We start from the raw sequence: 26,829 nt of genomic DNA, 5'->3' as shown, positions 1-26,829 counted from the left end.
ACCGCGCTGACCGACGCCGGCGTCTCGATCACGGCCCCGGCCTGCCACAGCTGCGGCGAGGTCCGGCCGCTCACCCACGTGCTCGACGGCCTGCGCTGCTGCATGGAGTGCTACCGCAAGGCCGCTATGGCGGCCTGCGGACACTGCGGACGCGAACGGGCGGTCGCGACCCGTCGCCTGGACGGGACTCCTCTGTGCTCGGTCTGCATGCGCCATGAACCCGACCAGGTGATCACCTGTGTCCTTTGCGACCGAGTCCGACCCGTCGGTCAGCGGACCAAGGACGGGCCGCTCTGCCGGGCCTGCTTCAGGCCGACCCTGCGGACCTGCTCGTTCTGCGGCAAGGGACCATGGCGCCGCCACCGAGCCTCGACCGGGATGCCCCGCTGCGACACCTGCTCACGCACCCGTCGGACCTGCGTGGGCTGCGGCCAGAAGAAGTACGCCGCGGCCCTGACCGCCGACGGCCACCTCTGCGAAACCTGCTGGCAGAGGAACCCGATCTCCTTCAACCCCTGCCGGCTCTGCGGAACGATCGAGTATCTGCACAGCTACGGCCGCTGCCACAGCTGCGTCCGCGCTGAGGCTGGGCGACACTCCGCTGCTGCTGCCCGAACCCCTGGACACGATCGCCCGACGGCTCCTCGCCCGGCGACGCGGGCACACCACCACCGGAACGTTGTCCGACTCTCCCTGGCTCTTCCCTGGCGCCTTCCCAGGTCAGCACCTCAGCCACCCCCATCTCAGAAAGCGGCTCAACCGGCTGGGCATCTACTCCCGCCCTGGCAGAGCCTCCGCTCTGATGGGACTCTCCACCCAGCTGCCGGCGGCGGTCCTCACGGAACTCCTGGGCATCAGACCCGGAACCGCGACCGCCTGGACCCAGTCCGGGGGCAACTGGGCCCGATACGCGGCAGAACTCCAGAGCCGTTCCCAGCCTGCTGGCTAATCCCGAGGCACTCAGTGGTTCCGCGGCCCTATCGTCTCGGCCATGGACTCAGAGCAGCTGAAAAGATCATCGCAACGGTGGATGAGTGCCGCACTGGCGGCCTTCGTCGAGGGGCCGGAGGGCTACGACTTCGCCGTTCACCATGCTGGGATCGCTACGGAGCACCTGCTCAAGGCCTACCTCGCTGGGATTCACCCGGCGCTGATCGTCGACGGCCGGCACTTCGACTCGCTGCTGCATGCCACGGGGCTGGGCTCCCACGCGGGCCCTCTGGCCAAGGTGAAGACCATCGGTCTCGCTGAGGCCCATGAACGGGTGCTCAAGCTCCTCCCCAAGAAGATCTCGATCGACAAGAAGGCTCTGGAGCCTCTGGCGGACGCCCGAAACGGGGTCGCACACAGCGCGATACACGACGCGACGCAAGCCGAAGCGGTCTTCACGATCTGCTTGCGCTTGGTCGACCCGGTTCTCGAAGAACTGAAGATCGATCCGAACGGATACTGGGGCCCCTACCTGGTCCTGCATCACAAGCTGGTCGATGAACAGGTCCGAAAGGAACGAGTTGCGGCGGAAGCTCTGCTGGTCAAGGCCCGCGCAATGTTCGAACAACGCTTCGGGCACATGTCGCGCAAGGAGCGCGATGTGGTGCTGGGCGCGATCACCAGTCAGCCCCTGCTCACCATGAGCCGGGAAGCTCCGAAGCAGTGCCCGGCCTGCGGATCCCAGGGGTGGGTGGCTGGCGAGGTAAACCGTTACGCAGACCACACCGGCCTGGAGAGCGTCTACCTCGTCCCCTATGGCTTCCACTGCGCAGCATGCGACCTCGAAGTGGGCAGCAAGCTCCTCATCCACTTGGGTGACCTGAACGAGGACCTCCTACTGGATGACGACCCCTACGACTACATCGACGACGAACAGCCGGTTGACGAAGACATCATCAGGGGCCGATGAGCCAGCTCACCCGACAGCACTCCGCAGGTTGTGATATCCGCAGTTACCAATATCGGCGACGGCGGAGCGTGCCACACACTGCCCCAGCCGGCCCTCTCGGTTCAGATCGCCAACAGCTCCGCGCCTTGGAGCTGTGCTCCGGGAACCGCTGCACCGGATCCGCGTGGCGCTCCGGCTCTATGGCCCAGACCGACCTTCCCTGGGCGGCGCTGAGCTACCGGGTGGTTTCGGCGTAACCGCACGTCGTATCCACGCGATTCACTCGTCCGCCGTGATTGCCGGGTCCCGCCCCTTGTCCGCTTCGGAACGGTGGGATCCAGGGCCTCCGGGGGAGTGCCGGGCGGAGGCCAGTCGAAGTCCGCAGACCCCGGAATCGAGTGGGGGCCGACCGCGTCGTCGTGGTCGCCCCCACATGCGGCATCGCCGCGTGAGGCAGGTTATACCTCAATGTACGAGGGCGCTCTACCGGCCCGGAACACGGCGCGGAAGCAGGCCGCATGGTGGAGGCCTTCGCGGCGAAACACGCCGGCCACCCGGAGCTGTCCGATGTGCTCACCGCGTTCGGTGCGATGTCGGACATCTCCAGCGACGAGCAGACCGAAGCGGTGGCCAAGGGCGTGCTGCCGTCGTACTTCGCCGACTTCTGGGGCAACGAGGAACGGTACGCCCCGTTCCGTGACGCGATCCGGGCCACGTACATCTCGGGCCTGGACGAACACCTCACTCCTGACGTCATCGACGACCGTGCCGCGCTCAAGGAACTCGCAGTCCCGGCCCTCGTGATCGTGGGTCGGCACGACGTCATCTGCGGGGTGCGCTGGGGATTGGAACTGGACGAGCTGATCCCCGACGCGCGGCTGCTGGTCCTGGAGAACAGCGGTCACATGGGGCACGTGGAGGAACCGGAACTGTTCGCCGACACGGTCAGCGGCTGTGTCTTGGAGACCGTCCTTCCATAGCGCGGTGCCATGTGGCGCACGGTACGTCTGTGTGTGACGTTCGTCGGCCCGCACGGGCCGGCGAACGCATCACGCCTCGTTGGGACTTAGGCGGCTCAGGCGGCTTCAGGGGGGGGCGATGCCTGGACGTCTTCCGCAGGTCTGCTGTGTTTGCGACATGTGCCGGCGGCTGGCACAGACAATGGCAATCACCTACTTGACCGGTGACGCGCACGACTGCCATGATTGCGTCACCTTCTCAACTGGTGACGCTGAAAGCGTGGCCGGAAGGTGTCCCAAGACCTTTGACCCAGATGGGGAGCATCAGCCATGGCAGTCACCTACACCGCCGTTGTCGACGTCGACGGAGAGGGCCGGAACGGCGGTCGCGTCCGCTCCTCCGACGGTCTGTTGGAGACCAGCCTCGGTCTCCCCAAGGAACTGGGCGGCGCCGGCACCGCGACCAACCCCGAGCAGCTCCTTGCCGCCGGCTGGGCCGCCTGTTTCCTGGGCGCCCTGCGCCGCGCAGCGACGCTGCGCAAGATCCGGCTGACCAGCACTTCCATCACGGCCGAGATCACCCTCACCCACCGCGACGACGACACGTTCTCCCTCTCCGCGGTCCTCAGCCCCGTCCTCGGCGGCGTGGACCAGGCCACCGCCGAGACGCTCGCGAACGCCGCCCACCAGATCTGCCCGTACTCCAGGGCCACGCGCGACAACGTCCCCGTGACCATCAACGCCAGCGCCGCCTGACCCGACCCTCCCCACCCAGACCGCGGGTCCCGCGTTCCCCCGCGTGGGACCCGCACCTTCTCTCTCACACCCACCCCACCCACCGGAGAGCGAGGACAGGGCGTGGCCTCCAGCACGTACGTATCCGAAGGCAGTCGCCGGCGTCCTGTCCCCGGCCGTACCCCCGCGGTCACCGGTGCGTGGCCGTTTCCGGGCGCGGCAGGCTCGAAGGAGCGCGCATGGCCCACCGACACGCAGGTGTGGAGCTGGGCGCAGAGCGTGGTCTCTGCCGGATGCGGCCCGTCCGTCACCGACTTCCTCTGACGGCGAGCCACATGGGCCATGAGGTACGCCGGCCCGGCACACCGTTGGTGCCGAGTCGCTGTCCGTCGCCGTGACGAAGTCGGTCACCGCTCAGAGGCCGAACCCCCGTACACCGAGGAGCTGGAATCCCGGGCAGTGACGGTCTCCGGACCGTTCCGCGACGGCACCGGCGCCTTCCACCACGCCGGTGACTCCCACCGGGTTCCGGGCCTGCACCCCCAGCGGGCCGGCTACGGCACTTCGCCGCGTTCGCCGACCCCGACGGCAACGAGTGGTTCCTCCAGGAGGTCACCGCGCGGGCCCCCGGCCGCTGAGACCCGGTCCGGCGCGGCTGACTCCACTCCTCCAGCCACGCCGGGACCGTCACACCCGTCGACCGCGAACCCGTCAACACACCCGTTCCGCCGACCCCTTCCACGACCGGAGCACACATGACGACCGATCACATCCTCACCTACGACGTCATAGTGATCGGCGCAGGGCCGGTCGGCGAGAACGTCGCGGACCGCACGAGCGCCGCGGGCCTGAGCACCGTCCTCGTGGAGAGCGAACTGGTCGGCGGGGAGTGCTCCTACTGGGCCTGTGAACCCAGCAAGGCCCTGCTGCGGCCGGCCCTGCTCCGTGCCGACGCCGTGCACGTCCCGGGCATCGACCCCGCCGTCAAGAACCCGCTGGACGTGAACGCCGTACTGGCGCACCGCGATCGGATGTCCGCCGGCTGGAGGACGACGACCAGGTCGAGTGGGTCAAGTCGGCCGGCACCGACCTGCTGCGTGGTCACGGACGCCTTGCCGGGGAGCGCGAGGTGTCCGTGCAGACCCGGGACGGTGAAACGGTCCGGCTGCGGGCCCGGCACGCCGTGGCCGTGTGCACCGGCAGCAGCGCGGCGCTGCCACCTTTGCCCGGCGTCGAGACCCTGAGGCCCTGGACCAGCCGGGAGGCGACGAGCGCCCGGAAGCCGCCAGGGCGTCTGGTAGTCGTCGGCGCGGGTGTGGTGTGCGTCGAGAATTGCGCCTGCTGGAGACGAGGAGGGACTCATGATCAGCGCGCACAGTTTCGCCCTCGTCGTCCTGGGCCTGCCGCCGGAGCGTCCGGTCCTGGGCGATCCGGTTCTCGCGTACGTCGCCCTGGGTGACGCTGACTCCGGGAAGGCGGAGCCGTGTCAGCCGGCCGAGTCCTAACCGCTGACGGTGTACAGGACGGAACGCTGCTGCTTGTGACGCCGGATGCGCCCCTTGGCGACCAGAGCCTCGAGGGTGTTCCGAACCACCTGAGGGGTGGGGTTGCGGTCCGGGTGCTTCGTCAGGAGTTCGTCCCGCAGCTCCTTCGCCAGGCGCGGCTCGTCGTACTTGCCGAGCAGTTCCAGCAGGAGGTCACCGAGCAGAGGCTGCCGCGACTTCCCCTTCGTGCCGGACCTGGGCCTGTCACCAGCCGGAGCGGTCCTGGCCGGTGCCGCGCGTCGCGCGCCGGCGCCGCTGGACGCTCGCTTCACCTTCGTGGCGACCGGCTCGTCCTGCGACTGCTCGGGCAGTCGGGACGGGTCCGCGAATCCCTCGTACCGCTGAGCGAGGTTCAGGATGTCCGTCAGGAGCGCCTCCTCCCGCTTCAGCATCGTGAGCCGCTCGGTCAGCTCCTGCTGCAGACGGCGGTTGTCCTCAAGGTCCGACGCGGCTTGGTCCACCAACCGGGTGGCGGTCGACTGGTTGGTCACAACGGTTTCACTCCCTCGACATGAATGTTGCTGCGCATGGTACCTACGCCCAGGTGCCCTGTGCGGATAGGTGTGGGCGCCAGACAGTAGGCCGGCCTGCTCATCTTTCACGATAAACGTCTATGTCCCGGTGTACACATGGGGTGGCGGCTCCTCTCCGGTCGATTCACGGCGACGGCCGGCCCCCCACGACGTTCCTCGCGCACGGACTGCCCGGCACGTGTGTCGTGGAGCCTTCCGACGAACATGTTCCACTGACCGGTCCGGCGTGGGCCGCGGCCCACGAGCGCGCCGTGACCAGGATGCCGCGGGCGGCCGGCTGTCGCCGTCCATGGTTGTGCTGATCCTCTTGCCGCGCTCGGACCTCGAAGGCCCTTCCACCGGGACTCCGGTGGCGTCACCTCATATGGCCCGCATGCGCGCGAGATTGACACATGTGTGTCGTGGACGCCGCTGGTATGTTTAACACGTATCTTTCGCGAGGTGTGCAGTACACGCCCGGGGGTACATCCGACCTCCGGTCTCCGTACGACAGAGAACCAGGATGGTTCAGAACACTATGGCTACGCCCCTGACGGCTGTGTCCGGGTCGGATCTGCTCGGCACGATCATGCGGGAACACCGGGACGGCCTCGTCTCGTACGCCGAGAAGATGTTGGGTGACCACGGGCTCGCCGAGGACATCGTGCAGGAGACCATCATCCGGGCCTGGCGGAACATCGACCGCCTGGCCGGAATGGAGGGATCCGTCCGAGGCTGGCTGTTCACCGTCACCCGGCACCTGGTCATCGACTGGGTGCGCAAGCCCCACGCCCGGAGAGAGGTCGTCGGAGTCACCTACGGCGAACCCGCCTCGAGCACCGACAGCGCCGAGGCGGTGCACGACGCCCTGGCGGTCCGGCCGCTCCTGCGCCGGCTGTCTCCCGAACACCGTGCCGTGCTGGTCCACGTATACCTGTGCGACCGCAGCATCAAGGAGACCGCGGGCATCCTCGGAGTGCCGACAGGCACGGTCAAGAGCCGTCAGCACAACGCCTTGCGCAAGCTGCGCACAGTCGTGCAGCCCGAGGCGGCCTGAACCCCTCGGCTCGGCCGGCTCAACGGGCGGGCCGGCGGCCCGGTGCGCTCGACCGTGTTGCGCCGTTGTCCGGCAGTGGTGGTCCGTGAGGGCTACGCCCACGGCCGCGGCCCGGGACCGCCACCGACATGTGCGGCCCGGGTGGCGACCCCGCCGACCAAGGCGCCGCCGGCATCGTCCGGGCTGCCACCCTGCCCGGCTCCGGTCCCATCGGCGGCTTCTTCCGGAAGGGTGAACCCCTGGCCTGGTAAGGAAGATCCGCGCCACCGCTTGATCTTGTTGATGCAGCGTTCAAGGGTGTTGCGCTGCTTGTACGCGTCGCGGTCGAGGGCCGGGAAAGAACGCCGGTGTGTCGATCACCGTGTGTCGGCGCGGTGCGGCGGAGACGGCGGCCGGGACGGTCCGGGAACTCCTGGAGTTCCAGGAGCGCGCGTCCGCCGGACCGTAGAGGCGGCCCACCGGCTTCCGGCGGCATCGCCCCGGGGCCTCCTCCAAAGGTCAGTGCGCCGCCGGGGCCTTCTTGCGGGCGCGGTACGCGGCAGCCTTCGACTTGTTGCCGCAGGACTCCATGCCGCACCACTGGCGCCGCATTCCGCGGGACCGGTCGATGTAGACGCGCGTGCACTCGGGGTTGCCGCACTCCTTCAGCAGCGGGACGTCCGGGCCGCTGAGCAGCTCGACGGCCTGCCGGGCGACGGTGGCCAGGGCCCGCCCGGGGGTCGCGTCGGTATGCCGGCCCGCCACGGTGAGCTGCGGCGTCACAGGGGCCTTGCGCGCAGCGGCGTTGAGCAGGGCGAGCGCTTCGCGGTCGAACTCCTCGCCGAGGCGACGGTCGGTGATGAGCTGGTAGAGGGCCTCGCGTACCTTGATCGCCTCCCGGACGTCGTTCTCGTCGCCGGGCGTGATCGTATCCACGAGCCCGGACTCCAGATACCAGGCGTTCAGCCGGTCCGGGGCCACGAACATCTCGAACCGGGTCGAGCGCCGGGCTCGGAGCGTGGCCGCGAAGTCGAGAGCCGGGTGTCCGCAGACGAAGGCATGGCCAAGATTCACGTCACCATCTTGACAGGTGACTCCGAACGGACGCAAGGGTGGATCACCGGTCCGGCCGGTGCCGGTCCTGGTCAGTGCGCGACCAGGACCGAACCCTCCCCCACGCGGACGTACGTATCAGGACCGGGCCGACGACGCCGCCTCCCGTCGCCGGTCGTGCCCCGGCTCCAACCTGATCTCGCGGCCCTGCCAGCGGCGCCGTAGCCAGCGGTCGTGGCTGGCGATCACGATCGCGCCAGGACCGGAGCCGAGGGCCTCCTCCAGTTCGTCGCACAGGCGGGGGGAGAGGTGGTTGGTCGGCTCGTCGAGCAGCAGCAGCTGAGGCGGGCGGGCCACGAGCAGCGCCAGTGCCAGGCGGCGGCGCTGCCCCACGGACAGCTGTCCGACCGGCTTGTCCAGGTCTGCCTCGTGCATCAGGCCGAGCGAGACGAGCGGCACCTTCTCCGCACGCGCCGAGCCCAGCGACAGCTCGTACGTGTCGCGGACCGTGCGCCCGGGCCGCTCGAACACGGTGTCCTGGGTGAGCAGCCCCACCGTCAGGCCACGCTGCCTGCGCACCTCGCCCTCGGCCGCGAGTCCTCCGGCGAGCACGGCGAGCAGCGTCGACTTGCCCGCCCCGTTGCCGCCCGTGACCAGCAACCGCTCGGTCGCCGTCACCTCCAGGCCGGCCAGCGTGAGCCGCCCCGGCACGCGTACGTCGCGCAGCGCCACCAGCGGCTGCGGGCCCTCCTCCGCCCGCGCCGCCAGCTCTCCGGCGGCGAACCGCAACGGACACGGCGGCTCGGCGACCCGGGTGCGCTCCAGTTCCTCCAGGCGCCGGGAGGCGTTGCGCACCCGACGCGCGATCTGGTTCTGCACCCGTCCCGCGCGGTGGCCGTAGCCCATCTTCTCGTTGTCGGTACGGCCGCGGTCCGGGGCGACCCGGTGCGCTGTCACGCCCACCGCCCGGCGAAGCTCGTCCAGCTCCTCCTGCTCCTCGGCGTACCGCCGCTCCCAGCGCTCCCGCTCGGCGTACTTGTACGACAGGTAGGCGCTGTAGTCGCCGCCGTAGCGGACCGGGCCGTCCATTGCCGGGTCGAGGTCGATCAGGTCGGTGCAGACGGCGTCGAGGAACGCCCGGTCGTGGCTGGCGATCACCACGGCTCCGGGCAGGGCGCGGACCTGCTCCTCCAGGAAGGCGGCCGCGGTGTCGTCGAGATGGTTGGTCGGCTCGTCGAGGAGCAGCGCCGCCGGCCGCCGTACCAGCAGCGCGGCCAGCGCCAGCCGGCCGCGCTGCCCGCCGGAGAGCGACCCGAGCGGCCGGTCGTGCGTCACCGTGCCGAGGCCCAGACCGTCGAGGACCAGGGCGGCGCGGCGGTCGGCGTCCCAGGACTCCCGGTCCTGGGCCTGTTCGAGCCGCCTGCCGTAGGCGTCGAGGAGTTCCCGGTGGCCGGGGTCGTCCTCCGGGAGGCGGGCGAGCTCCTCGCCGAGGCGATCGAGCTCCGCGAGGTCCTCACGGGCCTCGCGGAGCGCCTCGTCAAGCACCGCGGCGACGCTCGAGCCGGCGTCGAAGGGCATCTCCTGGTGGAGGAAGCCGAGGCTCCCGGGGCGGGTGACACTTCCCGCGTCGGGTGCGTCGACGCCGGCGAGCACCCGCAGCAGGGTGGACTTGCCGACGCCGTTCTCCCCGATCAGGCCGATGCGATGGCCGGGGGAGGCGGTCAGGGAGAAGCCGTCGAGGAGTCGACGGCCGCCCGCGTTGCGGACGAGGTCATGGGCGAGCAGAGCGGGCTGGGGCATGGGTGTCCGTCCGGTGTGATCGGTGGGCGGCCCGCCGGGCGTTCGGCCTCGGGCGCGGGCCATGTCACACGTCGGCGGTTCACACCACGGGGGCTCCCGTCTCCTTGAGCACTCCGTCCGCCAGCCGCAGCCAGCGGTTGATCCCGATCCGGGCGAGGAACCGCTCGTCGTGGCTGACCACCAGGAAGGCGCCCTGGTAGGAGTCGAGCGCGCTCTCCAGCTGGCCCGCGCTGACCAGGTCGAGGTTGTTGGTCGGCTCGTCGAGCAGCAGCAGGTGCGGTGCCGGTTCGGCGCACAGCACGCAGGCCAGAGTGGCGCGCAGCCGCTCGCCGCCGGAGAGCACCCCGACCGGCAGGTGGGCCCGCGGGCCGCGGAAGAGGAAGCGGGCGAGCAGGTTCATCCGCTCCGCCTCCGGCCGCTCGGGGGCGAACGCGGCGAAGTTCTCCGCCACCGTGAGGTCCAGGTCCAGCAGGTCCAGGCGCTGAGACAGATAGGCGATCCGGCCGTCGCTGCGCTTGATCGTCCCGCTGTCCGGGGCGAGGTCGCCGGTCATCAGGCGCATCAGGGTGGTCTTCCCGGCGCCGTTGGGACCGGTGAGCGCGATGCGCTCCGGGCCCCTGACGGTGAGGTCGACACCGCCCGGAGCGAAGACATCCGCGTCGCCGAGACGCACCTGCATGCCCTCGCCGAGGAACAGGTTGCGGCCGGCGGGCACCTGGGTGTCGGGCAGCTCCAGGGTGAGGCGCTGTTCCTCGCGCAGCGCGCGCCCGGCCTCGTCCAGGCGCGCCTTGGCCTCACTCACCCGGGAGGCGTGCATCTGACCGGCCCGGCCGGCCGACTCCTGCGCGCCGCGCTTCATGTTGCCGGCGAAGATGCGGGGCAGACCGGCGCTCTTGAGGTTCCGGGCGGCGTTGCTCGCCCGGCGGTCGGCGCGTTCGCGGGCCTGCTGCATCTCCCGCTTCTCCCGCTTGAGCTCCTGCTCGGCGTTGCGCACGTTCTTCTCGGCGGCCTCCTGCTCGGCGCGCACGGCCTCCTCGTACTCGGTGAAGTCGCCTCCGTACAGGCGCAGTTCGTCGCTGCCGAGTTCGGCGATGCGTTCCACGCGGTCGAGGAGCGCACGGTCGTGACTGACGAGGAGCAGGCAGCCGTTGAAGTCCGACAGCACGTCGTACAGCCTGTGCCGGGCCTCCAGATCGAGGTTGTTGGTCGGCTCGTCGAGCAGCAGCACGTCGGGACGCCTGAGCAGCTGGGCGGCGAGGCCGAGGGACACGACCTGCCCGCCGCTGAGCGTGCTCAGACTGCGGTCCAGAGTGAGGTCGGCCAGGCCCAGGCGGGCGAGCTGGGCGCGGGTGCGCTCCTCGATGTCCCAGTCGTCGCCGATGGTGGTGAAGTGCTCCTCGGCGACGTCGCCGGACTCGACGGCGTCCAGGGCGCGGATCACCTCGGCGATGCCGAGCACCTCGGCGACCGTGAGGTTTCCGGCCAGGGGCAGGCTCTGCGGGAGGTAGCCGAGCGTGCCGCTGACGTGCAACGAGCCGGTGGAGGGCTTGAGTTCGCCGGCGATCAGCTTGAGCAGGGTGGACTTGCCGGAACCGTTGGGGGCGACCAGGCCCGTACGCCCGGGGGCGACGCTGAAGGACAGGTCGTGGAAGACCGGAGTGTCGTCGGGCCAGGCGAAGGAGAGGTTCGAGCACACGATGGCGGCGTCGGACATGAGAAGACCTCGGAGGTACTGAGGGCAGAGCTGGGTCCTCTGCCCTGGGCAGACGGGGGAAAGGGGTACGACGAAACGGACCACGGCGGCAGCGCACCTCGGCGCCGGCCGGTGGCCGTCAGATCCGGATCTCACCCGGAGATGTCGTCTTCACCCACCACGTCTGCGACTCCTCGTTGAACGGTCTACGTCACGCGCAAGCCTAACAGCTCGCCCTGCCGTTTGCGCGGCCGCAAACACATGTGGGTGTCGGGTGTCGTTGACAGCAGATAGGGTGCATGCCACGATCGTCACCTGTTGAACCGGTGACGGATCCGAAATCCGGAGGCTTCATATGTGTCGAATCCGTCGTGCGGCGACACACCTCTCCCGGAACGTCACTACGTGAAGGAGCACATGACCATGGCACGAAAGCCGGAGTCAGGGGCCGAGGGCGGAGCGCCGATCGGACGGCGGGCGATGCTGGGCATGCTCGGCGCGGGCGCCGCGTCGCTCGCCCTCGCGCCCCCTCTCCAGCGCGGCTGGGAGAAGTTCCTCGGTGCCGCCTCCCAGGCCGACTCGACCGGACTGACCGGACTGCTGCCCAATCCGGGCGGCTTCCGGTACTACAGCATCGTCGGATCGGTACCGCACAAGGACGAGACCAACTACGCGCTCACGGTCAACGGCCTGGTGGAGAAGCCGAAGACGTACACCCTCGCCGACCTGCGCGCGATGCCCCGGACCCGGGTCGTCGCCGACGTGCTGTGCACCGACGGATGGCGCGTGGACGGCACGCCCTTCGAGGGGGTGAAGCTCGCGGACATCCTCGACGCCTCCGGGGTGCGCTCCGAGGGCGCGGCGGTCCGCTTCACCTGCTTCGACGGCGCCTACACCGAGAGCCTCACGCTGGAACAGGCCCGCCGTTCCGACGTCCTGGTGGCGCTGAACATGCAGGACAAGCCCATCACGTACGAACACGGCGGCCCGGTCCGGCTCTTCGTGGCACCCATGTACTTCTACAAGTCGGCCAAGTGGCTGTCGGGCATCTCGGTCACCGACAAGGTCGTTCCCGGCTTCTGGGAGGAACGCGGTTACCCGATCGACGGCTGGCTCGACGGAGCGGACCGGCACAGTGACGCAGCCTGAGACCTCCGGCCGCGTCCGCCGCTTCAGTACCGCTGAACGCTGGGTCCACCGCGCCACCGGCTACCTGATGCTGGTCTGCCTGGTCGCGGCCGCCTGCCTCTACTTCGGCCCGCTCGCCCAGCTCGTCGGACGGCGGCACCTGATGGTCGTCCTGCATGAATGGTCGGGCATCTCGCTGCCGCTGCCCTTCCTGCTGGGGTTGTTCTCGGCCGACTTCCGCGCGGACCTGCGCAGGCTGAACCGGTCCGCGGTGTACGACCGCCAGTGGCTGGGGGCCGTCCGCAGGCGACGGACCTCGCTGGAGGCGCGACCGGCCGGCAAGTTCAACGCCGGGCAGAAGCTCTACGCGGGCTGGATCGCCGGTGCCGTGCTGGTGATGATGTTCACCGGACTGCTGATGTGGTTCATGGGGCTGCTGCCCCTCATCTCCCGCACCAGCGCGATCTTCGTCCACGACCTGGTGGCCTGGGCGATCACGTTCGTCGTCATCGGGCACATGCGCAGGGCCCTTGAGGATCCGGAGTCGAGGCTCGGGATGCGCACGGGGTACGTCAGCCGGTCCTGGGCCGAGGAGCATCACTCCGAGTGGCTGCGGGAGTTGCGTTGACCGTATGCCTGGACACGGACATCCCCGGTGGGTCCAGGCCGTCGAATGACGTAACGCGTCGGTGCGCGCGGCCTTCGACGGCCATGGACACGGACCGTCAACTGACGCTTCTCCGGCGGCCGGCAAGCGCTCAGAGTGGTAACCAGCCGTCGACGCGACGAAAGTGACACCTTCCCATTCGTCACCGGTTTAACCGGTGATAAGATCCCGATCAGTCTTCGGCATGCCGTGAGCCTTCGCTCCAGCCGCCGGTCCTGCTCCTCTCCCCAGTGCACACGTGTCGCCTGCGACCACGTACACCACCTACTTCCTGGATGGAACCCATGAGACGACGACTTCTGACCGTCCTCGCCGCCGGTGTGCCGCTCGCCGCGGCCCTGTACCTGCCGACCGCGTCCGCGCAGACCCAGACCTCTGCCACGTCCACGCCGCTCGACTGCAGCACCGTGCCGGTGAAGGCCCCGGACGGCACCGAGGTGGAGTCCGTGACGGCGGTCTCGCAGACGGGCGGCACCATCAAGGGCACCGGCATCCTGAGGGGCGAGGTCACCGGCGTCCCGGCCTTCTGCGAGGTGACCGTCACCCTCACCCACCCGGGCGACGGCGACCACGCCAAGGTGACGACCTGGCTGCCCGAGCAGGGCTGGAACGGCCGCTTCCAGGCGATCGGCGGCGCCGCCTACCTCGCGGGTGACAACGGCGTCGGGCTCGGCAACGCGGTCAAGAACGGCTACGCCGTGACCACCACGAACGCCGGCGTCGGCGACGCCCTCGACGTCAGCTGGGCGCTGAACGGGGAAGGCCAGGTCAACAAGGCGCTGCTGGAGAACTTCGCCTCCCGCTCCCAGCACGAGGCGGCCGTCGTCGGCAAGGACGTCGTCGCCGCGCTGTACGGCAAGCGCGCCTCGTACGCCTACTTCACCGGCTGCTCCACCGGCGGACGCCAGGGCTACATGGAGGCCCAGCGCCACCCCGACGACTACGACGGCATCCTCGCCGACGCGCCCGCGATCAACTGGGACGAGTTCGAGATCGCCACCCTGTGGCCGCAGGTGGTCATGAACAACGAGAAGACCTACCCGACCGGTTGCGAGCTGGACGCCTTCACCAAGGCCGCCGTCAAGGCGTGCGACACGCTCGACGGCGCCAAGGACGGCCTGGTCAACGACGCCTCCCGCTGCGACTTCGACCCGCGCCGGCTGATCGGCACCAAGGTGGTGTGCGAAGGCAAGGAGCTGGTCATCACCGCGGCCGACGCGGCCGTGGTCCGCAAGATCTGGGACGGCCCGCGCACCACGTCCGGCAGGAAGCTGTGGCCCGGTGTCCCGGTCGGCGCCGACCTCAAGGGCCTGGCGGCCACCATCCCCGGCACAGACGGAAGCCTCAAGGGCGCGCCCTTCCCGGTGCCTGCCTACTGGGCCGCCGGCTGGGTGAAGAAGGACCCGTCCTTCGACGTCTCGACGATCACCTACAGCCAGTTCACCGAGCTGTTCGAGCAGTCCCGGGCCGAGTACGACGAGATCATCGGCACGGACGACCCCGACCTGTCCGCCTTCCGCGACTCCGGCGGCAAGCTGTTGACCTGGCACGGTGACGCCGACGAGTACATCCCCGCCCAGGGCACCGTGAAGTACCGCAAGCAGGTCGAGCGGAAGCTGGGCGGCACCAAGGCGGTCGACGACTTCTACCGTCTCTTCATCGCCCCGAACACCAGCCACTGCGGCCTGAACGGCCAGGACGGTTCGGCCGACGGCCTCGCCGCCCTGACCGCCTGGGTCGAGGACGGCAAGGCGCCCAAGACGCTGCCCGCCACGCTGATCAACGCCGACGGCGAGCGGGTCGCACGCAACCTGTGCCGCTACCCCAAGGTGTCCAGCTACAAGGGCTACGGCGACCTGGCCGCCGCCTCCAGCTTCCGGTGCGTCGCCCCGTCCTGGCGCTGACCGGGCCCGACGACGGCAGCCTGACCCCCGCGACCATCCGCCGACCCGAGAAGGGGCCGAACACATCATGAGCACACGGATAACGACGCCACCGGAGCGTTCGGCGGCGGACGAGCGCTCCACCCTGCTGAGGCTGTCCCTCGGCCGAGGCGTCCTCGCCGTGGCGTGGGCCCTGGCCTTCGCCCGCGCCCATGAGGACGTCGACGCCGTGGCGATCATGCTGCTGGTCGTCTACCCGCTGATCGACGCGGTGTCCTCGCTGATCGACTACCGCGCGGCCCCCGACTGCTCCGAGCGCCGGGTCACCGCGTTCAACGGCGTGCTGAGCACGCTCGCCGCCGTCGCGGTCGGGATCGCCGGCGCCGGCGGCGAGACACCGGTGCTCCATGTGTTCGGCGCCTGGGCCGTCGTCTCCGGTGCCGCCCAGGTGATCGTCGGAGTACGCCGCCGGGGCCCCGAGCTGGGCAGACAGTGGCCGACCCTGATCTCGGGCGGGCTGTCCTTCGTGGTCGGCATCTTCTACAACATCCAGGCGGCCGGCGGGAACTCCTCGCTCGACGTGCTGTCGGTGTACGCCACTGGCGGCGGCGTGTGGTTCACCCTTCAGGCCCTGCTGCTGGGCTGGAAGTCCCGCCAGCTGCGCACCCGGACCGCCTGACCTTCCCAGGAAACGCACGTCGACCCGCGCCCTCAGGGGCGCGGGTCGAACCATTTCCGGGCCGCGCTATGCGAGCGGCTTGAGGCTGTCGTGTACAGCGCCCCCGGCCGGCATAGTGCCGCACGAACATCACGTCACGTGAGACAACCTCCGGGCCTTGACTGGTGCGGCCGATCTGGTGGCCTGCTCGATCCTTGCGCAGTGGGCCGTACGGGCTTCCTCGTCGATCGGCTTCTCGTGTTCGGGGCGCAGCCCGGTCCGGCCGTCGAGGTCCTCGCGCAGGACCGCGGCGAAGGCCAGGTGGTCGTGGTGGTCGCGGGTCTCACGTCCGAGGCCGGCTTGCGGACCGCCGCCGACGGGGGAGGAGGCGCAAAGGTCGGTCCGGCGGTCGCCGGTCGGCTGCCCACTGACCGTGGCCCCCAGCGGCTCGCGCCGGTACGCGCCTGCCGAACCTGCCTTTCGGGCGGCGCCTTGGCCGGGAGGAGCCGTGACGGGCGACCAAGGAGGAGAAGTCCCGCCCGCCCGGACAGGACTGGCGATCCGTCATCCGGAAGAGGTCCCCGGCCCGTCGAGCAGATTCATGAGGAAGCCGTCCCAGTTCAGTCCGTCCATCTCCACCTCGGCCGCGACGATCCGGTAGGTGGCGTCGAGCCACTCCTTCAGCGGCTCGACGGGCCCTCGAACATGGCCTCCACCTCCTCGGACTCCAGGAGCAGCCACGACGAGGGGCGCTCCTGTTCCAGCGTCGGCCACACCCGTACGTCACCGGTTCCGCTCATGGACGTAAGGACGCGGTACAGGAGTTCACGACCGATGTGCCAGATGAGACTGGGCCCACGTTCCGCCAGGAACTCGACCTTGATCACTGCGGCCATCTCAGGGTCGGTTGACGGTCAAAGTCCCGCGTCGGGCTGGGCAGTTGACGGCACCGGTGCACTCCGTACGTGAAGTACGGGGCGTGTTGTCGGCCAATCTGCTGAGCGTCCAGCGGTCGGCCGACGCGCAGCGTCCTCTACGAGTGGGGCCCGAGGGGAAACGGGGGGCGTTGGGTGGGCGATCCGGGTAGCCGGTCTGATTGATCGTCGACGGCGGCTGGCCGGCGAGCTGCTCCCTGCTGCGCGAGTGCTATCCGACCGGGTCAGCGGCTTGACCGGTCCCCACGCCGGCCAGGGCAGCTCGGCAGCCCGATCGTGCGGTGGAGTTCTGGCAGGACGACTGGGAACGGCACGTCAGAGCCGGCGACCGCCGAAGGCGGGGAGCGCGGGCATTCCGCGCCCCCTTCAACCGTGCCCAGGTCACCCGCCTACGGGCCGCACCGGCTCGATCCCAGGCAGGATGACCGCAGCCGGCCTGATCCTGGACGACTGGCCGACGTCACGCATTCAAGCGCAGTAGTACTCCAGCCGTCGATCGTGGTCTTGTGGGTGGGCGGCGGTGTCCAGACGGCTGCGGCCGCCGATGAACGTCCTTACGGGTCAAGTGACCTGAGGGAGGTCACTCGCACGCACGCAAGTCACCTGTCAAGGCGGTTGCTAACGCTGGTTCCAGTGCGCCTGCCTGGCCACCAGGGACAGGTCGAGCAGGTCGACGAGGGTCGCCTGCGGGGCGGTTCCGGCCGTCTCGCGGTCCTTCTCCGGCAGTGGGCTGTGGATGAAGGTCATGGTGTGGGCCCTTTCGGGTTGGTCGTCAGGCCTCATGCTGGGATGCGACGGGCGCTGGGGAACAGTCGTTTGACGGTCACCGTCGTCCCGGAGTCAGACTCATACATGTGAGCTTCTCGGGGACGGGCGATCTTTTCCTCCGAGTCCGGCCACCGTGAACCCGAAGGGGGTGCCTGAGCGTTCCTCAGATGGGAAGCTTCTGCCCTCGGACCTGTGCCGGCGGCAAACGGGGGTGGTTCCGCCCCAGTGGTCAGGGCGGAGCCAGGTGCAGGGGCCCGTGTCACCCACCTCTAAGGTGTGGGCATGACTCAGCACCGCAAGGGCCTCGTCCTCGACTTCGGCGGTGTGCTGACGACCCCTCTGCTGCCCGCCGTGCTCGCCTTCGAGGAGCGCGAGGGACTGGCCCGGGGGACGTTGCTCACCGGCCTCTATCTGGATCCCGAGGGGATACGGCTCACCGAGGAGCTGGAGCGCGGCACACTCACGCAGACACGTTGGAACGAGGCGGCCGGCCGGCTCCTCGGCATCCCGCCGGACAACCTGATGGGCCGCATCTTCGCCGATCTGCGCCCCGAGACCACGGTCATCGCCGCGGCCGCGGCCGCGCGCCGAGCCGGGACGAAGGTCGGCATCCTCTCCAACTCCGTCGGCCTCGCCCCGTGGAACCTGTACGACGGATACGAGCTTGAGCGACTGTACGACGCCGTGGTGCTGTCGGAGGCCCACGGGACGCGCAAGCCCGAGCCGGAGATGTACCGGCTCGTACTGGAGGAACTCGGCCTGCGGGCCGAGGAGTGCGTGTTCGTCGACGACACCGAGCAGTACCTGCCGGCCGCGGCGGACCTGGGATTCGCCACCGTGCACGCCGTGGACCCCGCCCGGACGATCAGTGCCCTGGAGGCCCTGCTCGGCATCCCGTTGGCTGGCACGGACACGGACAGGACCGTCACCGCATGAGGGGCCCGCATGTGACGGGGGCGCTGGCCACGGGCCGCTTCCCGGCGCTGTCCGAGGCCGTGTACGACGGTACGGACGTGGACGCCGAGGAATCCTTCGCGACCGGCCTGGACTGGGTCCTTGACGCCGTGGCCGCCAAGCCCACCCGGCCGTCGGCGTGACGCTCGGATCCTGACGAATGCGAGCGAGACCTGGGTCGGCGTCCACGGGCCGTGCGGGCTTGCGCCGCCACCACGTCATCTCGGCGTTCAGGGCGAGGCCGTGGGCCGCACTGTTCAGCGGCCCACGCCGCTTCCTCCCGCATCGGCGTCCGGGGGGACTCGGGGTGGTCCCACCGCCCCCGAACGGTGTCAGCGGACCGTCGCGCGGGCGGCCCGTTCGATGACGTCGGCGACGAGGTGGGGGTGGGAGACGGCGACCGAGTGCGAGGCGGCGATCTCGGTGGTGTGGGCGCGGGCGCGCTTGGCCATGAAGCGCTGTACGGCGGCCGGGATGTTGAGGTCGCGGGTGGTGACGATGTCCCAGGTGGGCTTCGTCTTCCAGGCGGCCGTGGTGGCCTTCTCCCCGAGGGCGGCCTGGGCGATCGGGCGCTGCGCCGCGGCCATGAGCGCGGCCTGCTCCGCGGGGACGTCGGCGGCGAACTGCTGGTGGAACTTGTCCTGCTGGATGTACAGGTCGGTGGCGGCGGAGCCGTCGGCCTGCTGGTAGGTCACCGGGTCGAGGGTGCCGGGGAGGGTGGAGCCCGGGAACTTGTTGGTGAGTTCGAGGGCGCTCTCGCCGGGCGCCGGGAGGAAGGCGGCGACGTAGACGAGGGCCTTGACGTCGGGGTCGTCGGCGGCGGCCTGGCTGATGACGTTCCCGCCGTAGGAGTGGCCGACGAGGATCTTGGGGCCCTTCACATGGTCGAGGACCGTGCGCAGGGCGGCGGCGTCGGAGGCGGGGCCGCGCAGCGGGTTGGCGGCGGCGACGACGGGGTAGCCGTCCGCGCGCAGATCCTCGATGACGCCGTTCCAGCTGGAGCCGTCGGCGAAGGCGCCGTGTTCCAGGACGATCGTCGGCTTGGTGTGACCGGCGGCCCCGACGGTCCCTTCCGCACCGTTGGCGGTGCCGCCGCCGAGGGCGAACGCGCCGAGCGCGAGCCCTGCCGTGAGCGACGCCGCCACACCGGTCATCAGTCGCTTGCGTCCAGTCTTGATGCTCACCACGGCATATCCCCTTCAAAGTGTTTCGACAACGGGACGGAATGACCTCGGTGTTCACCGTCACCTCTTTGACCGGTTATGAATCGGTCAGCTGATTCCGTCACCTGTCAAGGAGGTGACGAAGATTCGGTGCGCCGGCACGCCGCTGCGCATCGCCAGAGGCGGCCCGGTGATGCTGTTCGGCCCGGAGACCGCCACCCCGAGCGGGCCCACGGCGGCGGTCAGGCGGTTCCACTGGACTCGCTCGGTTCGGCTCCCTGCTCAGAGGTGATCGGCGTCGACCACGGCCTGGGCGAAGGTGGTCGGCGCCTCCTGCGGCAGGTTGTGACCGATGTTCGCGACGGTGCGGTGCGCGTAGGGACCGGTGAAGTGGTCCCGGTAGACCGAGCCGTCACCGGGCGGGGTGAAGGGGTCGAGGGCGGGGTCGAGGGTGATGGTGGGGACGTGGATGGGCGGCTGGGCGGCGAGCTGTTTCTCGTAGCGGTCGTAGCGGGCCTCCCCGTCGATCATGCCGATGCGCCAGCGGTAGTTGAACAGGACGATCGCGGCGTAGTCGGGGTTCTTGAAGGCCTCGGCGGTGCGCGCGTAGGTGGCGTCGTCGAAGTTCCAGTTGGGGGAGACGAGGGTCCACACGAACCGACACAGCGCGATGCGCTGCTCCTCGTTCTCCATCGTCTTCTTGCCGCGGTCGGTGGCGAAGTACCACTGGTACCACCAGTTGTGCTCGACGGCCGCCGCGGCCGGCTCCAGCTGCGCCCTGCGGTCGGTGATGACGTATCCGCCGGTGGAGACCAGGGCCTTGACGCGCTCGGGCCACAGCGCGGCGATGATGTCCGCGGTCCGCGAGCCCCAGTCGAAGCCGGCCAGGACGGCCTTGTCGATCTTCAGGGCGTCCATCAGGGCGATGATGTCGAGCGCGATGGCGGACTGTTCGGCGGTGCGAGGGGTACGGCGCGACAGGAACCGGGTGGTGCCATGGCCGCGCAGATAGGGAACGATGACGCGGTAACCCAGGTCGGCGAGGAGCGGGGCGACGTCGACGTAGCTGTGGATGTCGTACGGCCAGCCGTGCAGGCAGAGGACGACCGGGCCGTGCGCGGGCCCGGCCTCGGCGTAGCCGATGTCGAGCACGCCGGCCTTGACGTGTTTGTATGTGCGGAATTCGGTGTGGCTGCCCGGGATGCTGCTCGGCACTGTGGGAACCGGCTTGCCGCCGGGCCCGTGCGAGGCGGTCGCGGCGAGCGCGTCGGTCTGCAGGCCGGCCAGCGAGACGGCCGCCGCGCCGGTGCCCAGGCCGACGGCCTTGCCGAATGTGCGCCTGTTGATCATGTGAAGTCCTCCGTCGTGCGTTTTCGGTGTCCGGCCTGCGCCCGGATCCGCTTGCTCAGACCTGCGGTACGAGATCGTCATGGCCGGTGTGGTGAACAGGTGTCAGGTCCGGGAGTGTCCCCCGGCCCGGCCGGCACCCCGAACTCTGGCGCGCGCTCAAAGCCGACGCATCAGTCAGATGACGGTGCGACGCGGACAGGACAATTGAGGTCCGTACGCACAGGAGGCTTGGGCCGTGCCATGGAGCCGACGGGATCGCGCAGGGCGTCGGCCCCTGGCCGCCCCGCGACACGGCGCGGGAAACACAAGTCACCGCCCGGGCCCGTACGGCCTTCGTGATCAGTCGGCGTGCGCCCTGGGATTCCGGAGCAGGTCGGCGGTGGTGGCGGCCCAGTCGATCGTGGCGAGCTCATCACCGGCGGGAACCAGTTCGTAGGTGGAGGCCAGCCACTCCGCCAGCGGCGCCGCGGGCACTTCGAACAGGGCCGCCGTGTCCCTGGACGTCAGCTGAAGCCAGGCGGTGGCCCGGTCCTCGTACCGCGACGGCCACATTCGTATGTCACCGGAGCCGCTCGCCGAGTGAAGTCCCTGTTGCAGGAGGTCGCGGCCGATCCGCCACAGCACCTGCGGGCCGCCCTGGACGAGGAACTCCACGCACACGGCCAGGGGAGCCTCCGGGGTGAACCGGAACTCCGCCCTGACGGCTTGTCGGGAGGAGACACCCAACACGCGCTCGACGTGCAGGATCAGCTCAAGGCGGCCCTTCGGCATCGCTCGGCGGGCCTGTACACCGGATCGGTTACCGCTCATGATGTGGGGATCTCCCTCTGCGACGAAAGCTGGCCGGGCCAACTCTCGTCCGCGCGGGAGCGCCGTGCGTAAGTCATTTGACCGCCGAGGATCGCCGGTTTCGACGGTGATCAGGCAGCGAGGGACGCCTGCCGGCCGGACCGTCATCCGTATCCGCACGCTTCGCCCGCGGCGGTCTCCCCAGGGGGCACCTGGGCGTTCGGGGCGCTTCGGGCACCGAGGGCGATCGAAGATTGAGTCATTCGACTGTCGCCCCTGATCTGCGCCTGGACGATCCTGGACCTGTCGTCGGCGTGTCAGGGCCGGCTGATCGTCATGCTCGGAGGAGCCACCCGTGAACCGCACTCCAGTCGTCTTCATCCATGGCACCTGGCTGCACGCGCTTTCCTGGGAGCCATGGGCGGAGCGCTTCGCCGGCCGGGGGTTTCTCGCCATCACACCAGGCTGGCCAGGTGAGGCCGCCACCATCACGGAGATGGGAACGCCGTCCGAGACGCTCGCGGGCATCCGCCTGGACACGCTGATCGACCACTACGCGGAAGTCATACGTTCATTCGAAACCGCGCCGGTGATCGTCGGCCACTCGGTGGGCGGCCTCATCGCGCAGCATCTCATCGGAGCCGGTATCGGCCGGGCCGCCGTCGCCATCGCACCCGCCCCCGTCAATGGCATCCTGCTGCCCGACTCCTCGGCCCGGTTGTGGACCCCTGACCAGGCCGATGCCGCCGGACACCTGGTGTCCCTGTCTCCGGCCCGGTTCCACCGCGACTTCGCGAACGCGGTCGAGGCAGAGGAGTCCCACCGCCTCTTCAAGCGCTACGTCGTACAGGCGCCCCGCCGCCTGGTGGCCGACCTCGGCCTCGCGGGCGGGGAGCGCAGCCCGCGCGCCGTGGCGGACGTCGGCAACGCGAACCGCGGCCCGCTCCTGCTGATCTCCGGGCAGGAGGACCGGCTGGTGCCCGACGCCGTCACGCGCGCGGTGTACAAGGCGTACGGCGACTCGACGGCCGTGACCGACCTGAAGCAGTTCGCGGACCGGTCCCACTCCCTGGTCATCGACGGCGGATGGAGATTCGTCGCCGACTACGTGCTCGGCTGGCTTGAGGAACGGGGTCTCCGCGGCCACACCTCAACGGGCTGAACGCACGGTCACACGTTCTGGCCGTCGGGCAGCTTGGTCAGGGCGTCGCGCAGGGCCGCGCGTGCGGTGATGCCGAGTTTGGGGAAGACGCGGTAGAGGTGTGAGCTGACGGTGCGTGGCGACAGGTGCATGCGTTCGCCGATTTCCTTGTTGGTCAGGCCGCTGGCGGCGAGGTCCGCGATCCGGCGCTCCTGCCAGGTCAGCGGGGTGAGATGTGCCGAGGAAGCGAGTGCGGGGGTGCCGGTCGCGCGGAGTTCGGCCCGGGCACGTTCGGCCCAGGTGGTCGCTCCGAGCCGTTCGAAAGTCTCCGCCGCCAGGGCCAGCGGCCGTCGTGCCGCCTTGCGTCCCTGGGCGTGGCGATGGCGGATGCCGCGGGCGAGCCGGATGCGGGCGAGTTCGAAGGGGAAGTCGGCACCGGCGGGGTGGGCTTCGGCGCGGTCGTAGAGTGCGTCGGCCTCGGTGGGATCGGTGCTGGTCATGGCGAGGACGCCGTAGGTGACGAGGGCGAGGCGGGGGGAGATGTCGGGGAGGCCCGCTTCCTGGGCGGCGAGGGCGTGCTTGCGGGCTTGTTCGGCGCGGCCGGTGTGGAGGGCGGCTTCGACGAGATCGAGAAGGGTACGGGAGGCCTGGTGGGCGTACGGGGCGAAGGAGCCGGGCGACGTGAGGCCGATGGCATGGAGGTAGGCGGCTTCGTAGTCGCCTTCGGCGAGAGCGGCGGCGGTGCCGACGGCGTCGGCGATCTGGGTGAGGAATCCGACGCCGCGGGGGCGGGCCCAGGCATCGACCAGGGCCTGCAGCTCCCGGGCCTCGTCGACCCGGCCGCGCAGAGCGGCCAGCAAGCCCACGTACGCATGAGTGTGGTAGACGAACAGACCGTGCCCGTGCGTCGTCGTCAGCTCCAGGCAACGTCGGCCGGTCCGCTCGGCCTCGTCCCACTCGCCCACCGCGATCTGGTCGAGCATGATCAGGTGCAGCATGGTCATGGCGTCGGCCAGGGCCCCTGCCTCCGCCTCGCGATCCACGGCGCGCTGCAGAATCGGCCGGTACCGGCTCAGGGTGTCCACGTGGTAGGAGGCGGCACCGAGCCGCGTGATGTCCCACGGTTCCAGGTGGAGGCCGGCGTAGGCGCGTTCCACCCGCTCCCGCACACCGGCGCCGCGTCGCACCACGTCGCCCCAGGCGTCCTGGTAGATGCGTGAGTACGAGTGCACCAGATCGCCCAGCGAGTCGAGCAGCTCGTGAGTCCGTTCCCACCAGACCTCGTCACTCGCGTACTGGTTGATGGCCAGCAGCAGGTCGACCAGGCGGGTGAGCACCTCGTCCGGTTCCCGCGGCCCGCTGTCGCGCATGCTCTCGATCGCCGCGAAGACCTGCCGCTGCGCGGACCGGATGTCCCCGCCCTCGAAGAACGCGACATAGCCCGACGCCACCACGGAGTCCGGGGAAGCGTCCGTCTCCGACCCGGTGCCCGCGCGGAGCAACTGCTGCGCCTGGTCCAGCTGGCCGGAGTGCCCGGCGATGTACGCCGCGCTGCCCAGCCGCCTGGACCGTTCCTCGTGGTTCTCGCTCAGCTCCGCGGCGCGGGTCAGCCACGTGATGGCGGCCAGCGCGCCGCCACGCCGCGTCGCGGAGTCCGCCGCCGCCTCCAGGACGGCCGCCACCTCCTCGTCCGGATCGACCGTCGAGGCCGCCAGATGCGTGGCCCGCCGCTCGATGTCGTCACGGTGCACCCGGGCGAGAGCCGCGTGAGCGGCCCGCCGCTCGTTGGGCGTCGCCATCTGGACGACGGTCGAACGCACCAGCGGATGCCGGAACACGAAGTCGCCGCTCAGCGCGTCGATGTCCAGCAGACCGGCGGCCACCGCCTCGTGGGCATCCAGCATGCGGTAGCGCGCGCCTCCCGTGGGGCCGGTCGCCGTGCCGGCACCGACGCCGTCCAGAGCGCCGTGCAGCAGCGCCGCTCGGACGCTGTCGCCGAGGGCTTGGATCCGGGCGCCGTACACCTTCTGGAGACGTTGGGGCAGTGTGATGGCGGTGTATCCGAACAGTGCCTCGTGTGTATGTCCGGCCTGGTTGCCGCGCACGTACGGGGGCAGTTCCAGCAGGGCCAGTGGGTTGCCCTGGGCCTCGTCCAGAATCAGCCGGCGGATCCGGGGGTCGAGCTCCGGGTGGCGCATGTCGAGGAGTTGCTCCGACGCCGTCCCCGACAGCGTGGTCACCGCCAGTTCCGGAAGGGCGGCGGTGTCGAAGCCCGACGGCACGCCGGCACGCAGGCCGACGATGAGCTTCACCGAGCCGGCGGTGAGCCGGCGCCCCACGAATCCGCACACCTCGGTGCTGGAGGTGTCGAACCACTGGCCGTCGTCGAGCACCAGCAGCAGGGGCTGCTGCGAAGCAGCCAGGGACAGGAGGTCGAGGACGGCGATGCCAAGCGTCATGACCGAGGGAGGCGAGCTCTCGCTCCGGCCGAAGACGACGTCGAAGACCCTTCGGTGGCTGTCATCGAGCCGGTCGATGGAGGAGAGCAGCGGGTACAGGAACTGGTGCAGGCCCGCGAACGGCAGCTCCGACTCGGCCTCGACGCCGGCCGCCCTGATCACTCGGTGCTTCTCGCCCTCGGCGACGCCGGCGACGTGGTCGAGCAGGGCGCTCTTGCCCACACCCGCGTCGCCGCGCAGGACGAGGGCCCGGCCTCCGGCGGCCGCCACCAGCTCGGACAGTACCGCCTGCTCGCGTTCGCGGCCGACCATCGCTCTTTCGATCGACTCCATCGTCCCCTACTTCCTTCCCCGTTGAAGCAGCCTTGTCCGAACGCCCCTGCAGTTCACGCGTACAGCACCCTACGGCGTTCGTCCCAGAGACACCTGCGGATGTGTGGAGGTATGTGCTTGCGGGGCCGCCGCTGCGTCAGGACGCTCCGATGCCGTGCAGAAACGTGTCGACGACGACGTCGGCCGCCTGGCCAGGGCTCAGCTCGGCGCTCTGTCGGGACACCAGGTTCATGAGCTGCGGCAGCAGTGCGCCGGCCCATCCCGCGGGAAGACCGGGCCGGAGCAGTCCTTCGTCGGTGGCGCGTTGGAGGAAGGCGTCGACTTCGCGTACGGCGGCGTCGCGGCGTGCGTGGACGGTCTCGTCGGCGAGCATGCGGGCGAGGTCGACGGGCCAGGTGCGGTTGACGGAGATGATGTTCTCGACGTAGCGGTGCAGGGCGACCGCGACGGGTGCCTCGCGGAGCCGTGCGTCCTCGATGGCCCGTTCGATGGCAGTGAGGCGCGCTTCGTAGATGGCGGCGAGGAGGTCCTCGCGGGAGTCGAAGCGCCGGTAGACGGTGCTCCGGTCCACGCCCGCTTCGGCGGCGATGCTGGCGATGCTCACGCTGGGATCGGCGGCGAGCATGCGTGCTCCGGTGGTCAGGACTGCTTCCAGGTTGCGCGCTGCGTCGGCTCTCACCGTCCCGAGTCTAGCCAGGAAGTGTGGCGCCTGTGGCGTCTATAGCCACGGGCGTGTGGAGTGGTGACAGTTAAGCACTACATGTGAGCCGCAGATGATTGGCAAGACGCAACGTTGTGCTCAGGGACATCCTTCCTGTGTCCACTGTGCCCGGGGCACCGCGAGCCGGCATGCGTCGGACGGTCGGCTCCCGGCCGGGCTGCGGCAACGGCAGGCGATCGGCCGTGCCCCCATCGGCGATGACGACCTCGTGCACAAGTCCCTGTGACGACATGACGATCCATCCCCCAGGATCAGTGATCCGTGACGGACCGTACCACTGGTTCCATTCATGCGTGCAGATCTGCCGGATCGCCGATCGGGGACGGCGGACATCAGGTTCACGGCTTGGGCGGCTGACGTGCGGCGTCGGCTCTTGACGCCTCATTGCGCCGCCAGCGCCTATGATCAATTGACTTTCAAGACACTTATGTTTTGTTAACAATCAGAAGTGCTACATTGATGTAGCAGTTAGAAGGGAGCGTCCGAACGGACGGGACCGATGCCACCAGAAGGGAGAAAGCGCGCGTGATCACCTACGACCGGCTTTTCATCGGGGGATCCTGGGTGGAGCCGAGCGACCCGGAGCTGCTGGACATCGCCTCGCCGCACGACCGGTCGGTGGTCGGTCGTGCCGCGCAGGCGCGGCCGAAGGACGTCGACCGCGCGGTC

At 69.8% G+C, this 26,829-nt stretch carries 21 protein-coding genes and 5 pseudogenes; 14 read left to right on the top strand and 12 right to left on the bottom strand.

Going from position 1 to position 26,829, the window contains the following annotated elements:
- Positions 1 to 991: 991 nt before the first annotated feature.
- The 5 genes and pseudogenes from ACWEV0_RS05920 (at position 992) to ACWEV0_RS05900 (ending at position 5,078) form a co-directional block, all read left to right on the top strand.
- Positions 992 to 1,900 carry a hypothetical protein gene (locus ACWEV0_RS05920; protein WP_453146837.1) on the top strand — a complete coding sequence of 303 codons (909 nt, stop codon included), beginning with the start codon at positions 992 to 994 and terminating at the stop codon, positions 1,898 to 1,900.
- Between the two features lie 497 nt (positions 1,901 to 2,397).
- Positions 2,398 to 2,859, top strand: coding sequence for an alpha/beta fold hydrolase (locus ACWEV0_RS05915; RefSeq protein WP_453146835.1), 462 nt, complete (start codon positions 2,398 to 2,400; stop codon positions 2,857 to 2,859).
- Between the two features lie 309 nt (positions 2,860 to 3,168).
- Positions 3,169 to 3,594 (top strand): Ohr family peroxiredoxin, encoded by a 426-nt coding sequence (locus tag ACWEV0_RS05910; RefSeq protein ID WP_453146834.1) that lies wholly within the window; start codon positions 3,169 to 3,171, stop codon positions 3,592 to 3,594.
- A 734-nt stretch (positions 3,595 to 4,328) separates the two neighbouring features.
- A pseudogene (locus tag ACWEV0_RS05905) lies at positions 4,329 to 4,933 on the top strand (FAD-dependent oxidoreductase); the annotation flags it as partial.
- A 1-nt stretch (position 4,934) separates the two neighbouring features.
- The gene (locus ACWEV0_RS05900; RefSeq protein ID WP_453146987.1) at positions 4,935 to 5,078 is read left to right on the top strand and encodes a hypothetical protein; all 144 of its coding nucleotides are present in this window, start codon (positions 4,935 to 4,937) and stop codon (positions 5,076 to 5,078) included.
- Here the strand turns inward: ACWEV0_RS05900 and ACWEV0_RS05895 are convergent.
- Positions 5,075 to 5,608, bottom strand: a complete 534-nt coding sequence (locus ACWEV0_RS05895; protein ID WP_453146832.1) for a hypothetical protein — start codon at positions 5,606 to 5,608, stop codon at positions 5,075 to 5,077. The two genes, ACWEV0_RS05900 and ACWEV0_RS05895, sit on opposite strands and share 4 nt — an antisense overlap.
- A 559-nt stretch (positions 5,609 to 6,167) precedes the next feature.
- Between ACWEV0_RS05895 and ACWEV0_RS05890 the strand changes: the two genes are divergently transcribed.
- Complete coding sequence (locus ACWEV0_RS05890) at positions 6,168 to 6,686, top strand: sigma-70 family RNA polymerase sigma factor (RefSeq protein WP_453146831.1); 519 nt, start codon at positions 6,168 to 6,170, stop codon at positions 6,684 to 6,686.
- A 498-nt stretch (positions 6,687 to 7,184) separates the two neighbouring features.
- On the opposite strand, the gene ACWEV0_RS05885 is transcribed toward ACWEV0_RS05890, so the two are convergent.
- The 3 genes from ACWEV0_RS05885 to abc-f all read right to left on the bottom strand — a co-directional run bounded on the left by ACWEV0_RS05885 (position 7,185) and on the right by abc-f (position 11,232).
- Positions 7,185 to 7,739, bottom strand: a complete 555-nt coding sequence (locus ACWEV0_RS05885; protein WP_453146829.1) for a CGNR zinc finger domain-containing protein — start codon at positions 7,737 to 7,739, stop codon at positions 7,185 to 7,187.
- 117 nt (positions 7,740 to 7,856) lie between these two features.
- The gene (locus ACWEV0_RS05880; protein ID WP_453146828.1) at positions 7,857 to 9,518 is read right to left on the bottom strand and encodes an ABC-F family ATP-binding cassette domain-containing protein; all 1,662 of its coding nucleotides are present in this window, start codon (positions 9,516 to 9,518) and stop codon (positions 7,857 to 7,859) included.
- A 79-nt stretch (positions 9,519 to 9,597) separates the two neighbouring features.
- Positions 9,598 to 11,232 carry a ribosomal protection-like ABC-F family protein gene (gene abc-f / locus ACWEV0_RS05875; protein ID WP_453146826.1) on the bottom strand — a complete coding sequence of 545 codons (1,635 nt, stop codon included), beginning with the start codon at positions 11,230 to 11,232 and terminating at the stop codon, positions 9,598 to 9,600.
- Positions 11,233 to 11,634: 402 nt separating this feature from the next.
- Here abc-f and ACWEV0_RS05870 point away from each other — a divergent pair, with 402 nt between their 5' ends.
- From ACWEV0_RS05870 to ACWEV0_RS05855, 4 genes are all read left to right on the top strand, one after another.
- Positions 11,635 to 12,360, top strand: a complete 726-nt coding sequence (locus ACWEV0_RS05870) for a molybdopterin-dependent oxidoreductase (RefSeq protein WP_453146982.1) — start codon at positions 11,635 to 11,637, stop codon at positions 12,358 to 12,360.
- The gene (locus tag ACWEV0_RS05865; protein ID WP_453146825.1) at positions 12,347 to 12,967 is read left to right on the top strand and encodes a cytochrome b/b6 domain-containing protein; all 621 of its coding nucleotides are present in this window, start codon (positions 12,347 to 12,349) and stop codon (positions 12,965 to 12,967) included. Before ACWEV0_RS05870 ends, ACWEV0_RS05865 begins: the two co-directional genes overlap by 14 nt.
- Before the next feature lie 323 nt (positions 12,968 to 13,290).
- Positions 13,291 to 14,910, top strand: a complete 1,620-nt coding sequence (locus tag ACWEV0_RS05860; protein WP_453146823.1) for a tannase/feruloyl esterase family alpha/beta hydrolase — start codon at positions 13,291 to 13,293, stop codon at positions 14,908 to 14,910.
- Positions 14,911 to 14,977: 67 nt separating this feature from the next.
- Positions 14,978 to 15,568 carry a DUF308 domain-containing protein gene (locus ACWEV0_RS05855; protein ID WP_453146821.1) on the top strand — a complete coding sequence of 197 codons (591 nt, stop codon included), beginning with the start codon at positions 14,978 to 14,980 and terminating at the stop codon, positions 15,566 to 15,568.
- Positions 15,569 to 15,697: 129 nt separating this feature from the next.
- Here ACWEV0_RS05855 and ACWEV0_RS05850 read toward each other — a convergent pair.
- The 3 genes and pseudogenes from ACWEV0_RS05850 to ACWEV0_RS05840 all read right to left on the bottom strand — a co-directional run.
- Positions 15,698 to 15,859 (bottom strand): annotated as a pseudogene (locus ACWEV0_RS05850) (type I restriction endonuclease subunit M); the annotation flags it as partial.
- Between the two features lie 368 nt (positions 15,860 to 16,227).
- Complete coding sequence (locus ACWEV0_RS05845) at positions 16,228 to 16,443, bottom strand: SsgA family sporulation/cell division regulator (RefSeq protein WP_453146820.1); 216 nt, start codon at positions 16,441 to 16,443, stop codon at positions 16,228 to 16,230.
- A gap of 666 nt (positions 16,444 to 17,109) precedes the next feature.
- Positions 17,110 to 17,229, bottom strand: a pseudogene (locus tag ACWEV0_RS05840) (DNA starvation/stationary phase protection protein); the annotation flags it as partial.
- A gap of 303 nt (positions 17,230 to 17,532) precedes the next feature.
- On the opposite strand from ACWEV0_RS05840, the gene ACWEV0_RS05835 reads away from it, so the two are divergent.
- Entirely contained in the window at positions 17,533 to 18,186 is a 654-nt protein-coding gene (locus ACWEV0_RS05835; RefSeq protein WP_453146818.1) for an HAD-IA family hydrolase, read from the top strand.
- Positions 18,180 to 18,347, top strand: a pseudogene (locus tag ACWEV0_RS05830) (TetR/AcrR family transcriptional regulator); the annotation flags it as partial. The gene ACWEV0_RS05835 and the pseudogene ACWEV0_RS05830, both read left to right, overlap by 7 nt.
- Before the next feature lie 189 nt (positions 18,348 to 18,536).
- On the opposite strand, the gene ACWEV0_RS05825 reads toward ACWEV0_RS05830, so the two are convergent.
- The 3 genes from ACWEV0_RS05825 to ACWEV0_RS05815 all read right to left on the bottom strand — a co-directional run bounded on the left by ACWEV0_RS05825 (position 18,537) and on the right by ACWEV0_RS05815 (position 21,527).
- Positions 18,537 to 19,391: an alpha/beta fold hydrolase gene (locus ACWEV0_RS05825; protein ID WP_453146816.1), complete on the bottom strand. Its 855-nt coding sequence runs from the start codon at positions 19,389 to 19,391 to the stop codon at positions 18,537 to 18,539.
- Between the two features lie 258 nt (positions 19,392 to 19,649).
- Positions 19,650 to 20,717, bottom strand: coding sequence for an alpha/beta fold hydrolase (locus ACWEV0_RS05820; protein WP_453146814.1), 1,068 nt, complete (start codon positions 20,715 to 20,717; stop codon positions 19,650 to 19,652).
- A 339-nt stretch (positions 20,718 to 21,056) separates the two neighbouring features.
- Entirely contained in the window at positions 21,057 to 21,527 is a 471-nt protein-coding gene (locus tag ACWEV0_RS05815) for an SsgA family sporulation/cell division regulator (protein WP_453146812.1), read from the bottom strand.
- A gap of 334 nt (positions 21,528 to 21,861) precedes the next feature.
- Here ACWEV0_RS05815 and ACWEV0_RS05810 point away from each other — a divergent pair, with 334 nt between their 5' ends.
- On the top strand, positions 21,862 to 22,668 hold the full coding sequence (locus tag ACWEV0_RS05810) for an alpha/beta hydrolase (protein WP_453146810.1): 807 nt from the start codon (positions 21,862 to 21,864) through the stop codon (positions 22,666 to 22,668).
- Between the two features lie 8 nt (positions 22,669 to 22,676).
- Here the strand turns inward: ACWEV0_RS05810 and ACWEV0_RS05805 are convergent, their stop codons facing one another.
- Together ACWEV0_RS05805 and ACWEV0_RS05800 are read right to left on the bottom strand one after the other, a co-directional pair.
- Complete coding sequence (locus tag ACWEV0_RS05805; protein WP_453146808.1) at positions 22,677 to 25,439, bottom strand: helix-turn-helix transcriptional regulator; 2,763 nt, start codon at positions 25,437 to 25,439, stop codon at positions 22,677 to 22,679.
- Positions 25,440 to 25,575: 136 nt separating this feature from the next.
- Positions 25,576 to 26,064, bottom strand: a complete 489-nt coding sequence (locus ACWEV0_RS05800; RefSeq protein WP_453146980.1) for a TetR/AcrR family transcriptional regulator — start codon at positions 26,062 to 26,064, stop codon at positions 25,576 to 25,578.
- Between the two features lie 621 nt (positions 26,065 to 26,685).
- Here ACWEV0_RS05800 and ACWEV0_RS05795 point away from each other — a divergent pair.
- Positions 26,686 to 26,829: pseudogene (locus tag ACWEV0_RS05795) on the top strand (aldehyde dehydrogenase); the annotation flags it as partial.

The organism is Streptomyces sp. NPDC003943 (genome assembly GCF_053605265.1).
Note: the sequence above shows the minus strand (reverse complement) of the source record. Positions and strands in the feature narration are given on the sequence as shown.

Excerpts from the sequence above, each read along its gene's own strand:
- ACWEV0_RS05920 (WP_453146837.1), top strand. The coding sequence starts at position 992 with ATGGACTCAGAGCAGCTGAAAAGATCATCGCAACGGTGGATGAGTGCC.
- ACWEV0_RS05915 (WP_453146835.1), top strand. The coding sequence starts at position 2,398 with ATGGTGGAGGCCTTCGCGGCGAAACACGCCGGCCACCCGGAGCTGTCC.
- ACWEV0_RS05910 (WP_453146834.1), top strand. The coding sequence starts at position 3,169 with ATGGCAGTCACCTACACCGCCGTTGTCGACGTCGACGGAGAGGGCCGG.
- ACWEV0_RS05900 (WP_453146987.1), top strand. The coding sequence starts at position 4,935 with ATGATCAGCGCGCACAGTTTCGCCCTCGTCGTCCTGGGCCTGCCGCCG.
- ACWEV0_RS05890 (WP_453146831.1), top strand. The coding sequence starts at position 6,168 with ATGGCTACGCCCCTGACGGCTGTGTCCGGGTCGGATCTGCTCGGCACG.
- ACWEV0_RS05880 (WP_453146828.1), bottom strand. The coding sequence starts at position 9,518 with ATGCCCCAGCCCGCTCTGCTCGCCCATGACCTCGTCCGCAACGCGGGC.
- abc-f (WP_453146826.1), bottom strand. The coding sequence starts at position 11,232 with ATGTCCGACGCCGCCATCGTGTGCTCGAACCTCTCCTTCGCCTGGCCC.
- ACWEV0_RS05870 (WP_453146982.1), top strand. The coding sequence starts at position 11,635 with ATGGCACGAAAGCCGGAGTCAGGGGCCGAGGGCGGAGCGCCGATCGGA.
- ACWEV0_RS05860 (WP_453146823.1), top strand. The coding sequence starts at position 13,291 with ATGAGACGACGACTTCTGACCGTCCTCGCCGCCGGTGTGCCGCTCGCC.
- ACWEV0_RS05855 (WP_453146821.1), top strand. The coding sequence starts at position 14,978 with ATGAGCACACGGATAACGACGCCACCGGAGCGTTCGGCGGCGGACGAG.
- ACWEV0_RS05845 (WP_453146820.1), bottom strand. The coding sequence starts at position 16,443 with ATGGCCGCAGTGATCAAGGTCGAGTTCCTGGCGGAACGTGGGCCCAGT.
- ACWEV0_RS05835 (WP_453146818.1), top strand. The coding sequence starts at position 17,533 with ATGACTCAGCACCGCAAGGGCCTCGTCCTCGACTTCGGCGGTGTGCTG.
- ACWEV0_RS05820 (WP_453146814.1), bottom strand. The coding sequence starts at position 20,717 with ATGATCAACAGGCGCACATTCGGCAAGGCCGTCGGCCTGGGCACCGGC.
- ACWEV0_RS05815 (WP_453146812.1), bottom strand. The coding sequence starts at position 21,527 with ATGAGCGGTAACCGATCCGGTGTACAGGCCCGCCGAGCGATGCCGAAG.
- ACWEV0_RS05805 (WP_453146808.1), bottom strand. The coding sequence starts at position 25,439 with ATGGAGTCGATCGAAAGAGCGATGGTCGGCCGCGAACGCGAGCAGGCG.
- ACWEV0_RS05800 (WP_453146980.1), bottom strand. The coding sequence starts at position 26,064 with ATGCTCGCCGCCGATCCCAGCGTGAGCATCGCCAGCATCGCCGCCGAA.